3 protein-coding genes are annotated in these 3644 nt (G+C 76.2%); 2 read left to right on the forward strand and 1 reads right to left on the reverse strand.

What is annotated here, in order from left to right; all coding sequences use genetic code 11:
• Positions 1 to 1719: ATP-grasp domain-containing protein (locus tag K6U79_11315; GenBank protein ID MCL6522941.1), on the reverse strand; the 1719-nt coding region annotated here is incomplete at its 3' end.
• 203 nt (positions 1720 to 1922) lie between these two features.
• Here K6U79_11315 and K6U79_11320 point away from each other — a divergent pair.
• Positions 1923 to 3116: an MFS transporter gene (locus K6U79_11320; protein ID MCL6522942.1), complete on the forward strand. Its 1194-nt coding sequence runs from the start codon at positions 1923 to 1925 to the stop codon at positions 3114 to 3116.
• 77 nt (positions 3117 to 3193) lie between these two features.
• Positions 3194 to 3644, forward strand: a 451-nt coding sequence (locus K6U79_11325) for a hypothetical protein (protein MCL6522943.1), incomplete at its 3' end; no start/stop codon positions are given.

The raw sequence follows: 3644 nt of genomic DNA on the forward strand, positions 1-3644 counted from the left end.
GGCCGCCGCCTCCGCCACCTCGACCAGGTCGCGCGTCCGCACCCGCGTGGCCAGGAGCGACTGGTGGGCGTCGCGCAGGCTCGTGTCGCAGAGGAGCAGCTCGCGCCGCTCCAGCACCCGGCGCGCCAGCGCCTCCGGCCCCTCCTGCTGGAGGATGCGGCGCGGCGGGCGGTCGCCCCAGGGGCCGGGCCTCTCCTCCCGCCCGGCGCCCGCCTCCCGGACCCGCTCCGCCGCGCGCGCCGGCGCCGGGGCGGGGGCGGGCCGCGCCGCGCCGGCGGGGAGGCCCGCGAAGGCGGCGCCGTGGACCGTCACCTCGCCGATGTAGCGGAGGAGCTTCGAGCCGCGGTCGCGCCGCGGCGGGAAGCGGAAGAGCTCGGGGTGCCCCTCCACGAAGTCGACGGCGGCGCGCCCGGCGAGAAAGAGCGGGTGGCGGACCACGTTCTCCAGGAAGGGCAGGTTGGTGCGCACGCCGCGCACGCGGATCTCGCCGAGCGCGCGGCGCATCTTGGCCGCCGCCTGCTCCAGCGTCGGTCCCCAGGTGCTCACCTTGACCAGCACCGGATCGTACCAGGGCGTCACCTCGGCGCCGGGGTGGCCGGCGCCCACGTCCAGGCGGACGCCGAAGCCGCCCGGGGCGCGGAAGGCGGTGATCCGCCCGGTGTCGGGCAGGAAGCCGTTGGCCGGGTCCTCGCTGGTGACGCGGCACTGGATGGCGACGCCGCGCGCTTCCAGCGGCCCCGGCCCGGGCAGGATGCCCTCCAGCTCCTCCAGCCGCCAGCCCTCGGCGATGCGGATCTGCGCCTGAACCAGGTCGGCGCCCGTCACCAGCTCGGTCACCGTGTGCTCCACCTGGATGCGCGGGTTGACCTCGATGAAGGCGTAGCGCCCGTCCTCGCCCACCAGGAACTCGACGGTGCCGGCGTTGACGTAGCCGGCGCGGCGCATCAGCTCCACGGCGGCGCGGCGCAGCTCGCGCCGGAGCCCCGGGTCGAGGCCGACGGCCGGCGCCATCTCCACGATCTTCTGGTGGCGCCGCTGGACCGAGCAGTCGCGCTCGCCCAGGTCGATGACGCCGCCGGCGGCGTCGGCCAGGATCTGGACCTCCACGTGCTTGGGCCGCTCCAGCGCCACCTCCAGGTAGACGTCGGCGCGCCCGAAGGCGCCGGCCGCCTCGCGCCGCGCCGCCGCCAGCGCCTCGCGCAGCTCCTCGGGCGTGCGCACGCGGCGGACGCCGCGCCCGCCCCCGCCCGCCACCGCCTTGACCATGAGCGGGAAACCGTGCTCGCGCGCGAAGGCCAGCGCCTCCGCCTCGCCCTCCACCGGCTCCTCCGTCCCCGGCAGGACGGGCACCCCCGCCTCGCGCGCCAGGCGGCGGGCGGCCAGCTTGTCGCCGAAGAGCTCCAGGTGGCGCGGCTCCGGCCCGATGAAGGCGATCCCGGCGGCGCGGCAGGCGCGGGCGAAGGCCGCGTTCTCCGCCAGGAAGCCGTACCCCGGGTGGATGGCGTCGACCTCCTTCTCCCGCGCCAGCCGGACGATGCCCTCGATGTCCAGGTAGGCCTCCACGGGCGAGCGGCCCGCGCCCACCGGGTAGGCCTCGTCGGCCTTCAGGCGGTGGAGCGAGCTGAGGTCCGCCTCGGCGTAGATGGCGACCGTCCTCTTCCCCAGCTCGGTGCAGGCCTGGAAGATGCGCGTGGCGATCTCCCCGCGGTTGGCGGCCATCACCCGGCGAAACTCCCGCCTCCCGCCCACGCTCCCGCCTCCCCCCGGCCCGTCCCCGCGGGCCTGGATTTTCAGGGATTCTCCCCGTAAAGTGACGCAACGTCAATCCCCGGGGCACGGCCGTCTTGCCCGCGGCCGGGCGGGAGGGCTAGGCTTTCGTCAGGCGGAGATCGCCTGGAAGGAAGCGGATCCCGACCACAATGATGGAAGCCGCGCTCGAGCAGGCCTCGCCGGCGCGCCGGGTACCCCTCCCGGTCTGGGCGCTGAGCGGGGCCCACCTGCTGAACGACCTGATGATCGCGGGCATGGTCCCCGCCCTCCTCCCGCTCTACAAGGCCGCCTTCCACCTGGACTACACGCGCGCCGGAGCGGTGCTGGTCGTCTCCAACGTCACCTCCTCGGTGATGCAGCCGCTCTTCGGCCATCTCACCGACCGGGTGCCGCGCAGCTGGTTCCTCCCCCTGGGCGCCACCCTCTCGGTGACGGCGCTCGCGCTGACCGGCCTGGCCCCTTCCTATGCGTGGGTGCTCCTCCTGGTCGCCCTCTCGGGCGTCGGCTCGGGCGTCTTCCACCCCGAGGCCTCGCGCGCCACCCACCTGGCCGCCGGCGACGCGCGCGGCGCCGCCCAGGCGGCGCTGCAGGTGGGCGGCAACCTGGGCGTGGCGCTGGGCCCGCTGGCGGTCTCGCTGGTGGTGCTGCGCACGGGGCTGCACGGGCTGGTGGGCTTCCTGGTGCTGGCGGCGGCGGCGTTCCTCCTGGCCGGCTCGGTCCTCCCCTGGTACGGCGGCCTCCTGCGCCACGAGCAGGCCTCGCCGACGCGGAGTCGCGGGCGCAACCGGCCCTGGGCGCTGGCGCTCCTGGTGCTGGTGGTGCTGGCGCGCTCGCTCACCCAGGTGGGCGTCTCCGGCTACCTGCCCTTCCTCTACCAGCAGCGCCACGTGCCGCTGGCCCGGGGCGAGCTGCTCACCTTCGTCTTCCTGCTGGCGGGCGCGGCGGGCACCTACCTGGGCGGCCTCCTCTCCGACCGCATCGGCAGGAAGTGGCTCCTCCTCGCCTCCATGCTCCTCTCCGTCCCCTTCGCCTGGCTGCTGCCCCGGGCGGGCGGCCTGCTGGCGGTGGCGACGCTGGTCCTCTTCGGCTTCAGCATCCTCTCCTCGTTCGCGGTCACCGTCGTCTACGGGCAGATGCTCCTGCCGGGCGACGTGGGCCTCGCCTCGGGCCTGATGATCGGCTTCAGCGCCGGCCTGGGCGGGCTGGGCGCGCTGGGGCTGGGCTGGCTGGCCGACCACGCGGGCCTGGGCGCCGTCTTCGCCGTGCTGGCCTGGCTGCCGCTGGCGGGTGCGCTCTTGACGCTACCGCTGCCGGACGAGCGGACGCTGGCCGCGGGGGAGGGGTAGGGGGCGGCGGCCCGGGGGCCGGCGCGGCGGCCGGGGAGTCCGGGAGCGCCGTTTCCTGCGGAGGAGGGTGATGCACCATGTCGCCGTACGGCGAGAGCGGCGAGCCGGAGGGCGCGCTCTGGGCGCGCCTCCTCTCCACGCTCTTCCAGCCCTACGCGGCGCTGACCTACTGGCTGGCGCTCCTGGGCGCGCTGGGGCGCGGCGGGGCGCCGCGGTCCGCGGTGGCCTCCGCCTGGCTGGCGGCGGTGGCGCTGCCCGTGGCCGCCCTCCTCCTGGGCAAGCGGCGCGGCTGGTGGGGCGGCTCCGAGCTGGTGACGCGGGCCGAGCGCTTCGTCTACCTGCCCGTCGCCTGGGCGGGCTCGGCGCTGGCCTGGGCGCTCGCCCGGCGCTGGGCCGCCCGCTCGCTCCTGGAGGGCTCGCTGGAGGCGATCCTGGCCTGGCTGACGCTGGTGACGCTCCTCACCCTGGCCTGGAAGGTGAGCCTCCACACCGGCGCCACCGGCCTGATGACGGGCATGGGGGCGCTCC

The organism is Bacillota bacterium (genome assembly GCA_023511835.1).
Classification (GTDB): domain Bacteria; phylum Bacillota; class Sulfobacillia; order JAIMAT01; family JAIMAT01; genus JAIMAT01.

Bases quoted from the DNA above. Each gene is read 5' to 3' on its own strand.
- K6U79_11320 (MCL6522942.1), top strand. From the start codon at position 1,923: ATGGAAGCCGCGCTCGAGCAGGCCTCGCCGGCGCGCCGGGTACCCCTC.